2 protein-coding genes are annotated in these 369 nt (G+C 59.3%); both read left to right on the forward strand.

Annotated elements, in window-relative coordinates; translation table 11 throughout:
- A partial coding sequence (tnpA, locus tag HJG40_RS13665; protein WP_215864707.1) for an IS66 family insertion sequence element accessory protein TnpA occupies positions 1-276 on the forward strand: 276 nt, incomplete at its 5' end.
- Positions 267-369, forward strand: a 103-nt coding sequence (gene tnpB / locus HJG40_RS15485; protein WP_215864708.1) for an IS66 family insertion sequence element accessory protein TnpB, incomplete at its 3' end; no start/stop codon positions are given. The genes tnpA and tnpB, both read left to right, overlap by 10 nt.

Below are 369 nucleotides of genomic sequence, written 5' to 3' on the forward strand. Positions count from 1 at the left end.
GCGAGCGGTCTTTCCGTCAAGAATTACTGTGCGCAGGAAGGGATCGCGGTAGCCACCCTGCATTACTGGCGCAAGTGCTTTGCGGAAGCGGTAAAGCATCAGCCGACGGGTACTAGGACCGAGGGGTTTTTGCCAGTGACTTTGACGACGGTTCAGCCATGCGTTCCACCCGTAGAGATTCATCTGCTATCGGGCCGTCGCCTGAAGCTGACGGCGCCGATGGATGCCGGCTGGTTGCACACCCTGGTGCGGGTCCTTGAAAGCCCATGTGGTTGAGCCCGGGCAACCGCATCTGGTTAGCGACAACACCCGTAGATATGCGTTTGGGTTTTGATGGTCTGGCGGCCAAGGTTCAGGGGGTGCTGGCTG

Source organism: Acidithiobacillus concretivorus (assembly GCF_018853445.1).
Taxonomy (GTDB): Bacteria; Pseudomonadota; Gammaproteobacteria; order Acidithiobacillales; family Acidithiobacillaceae; genus Acidithiobacillus; species Acidithiobacillus concretivorus.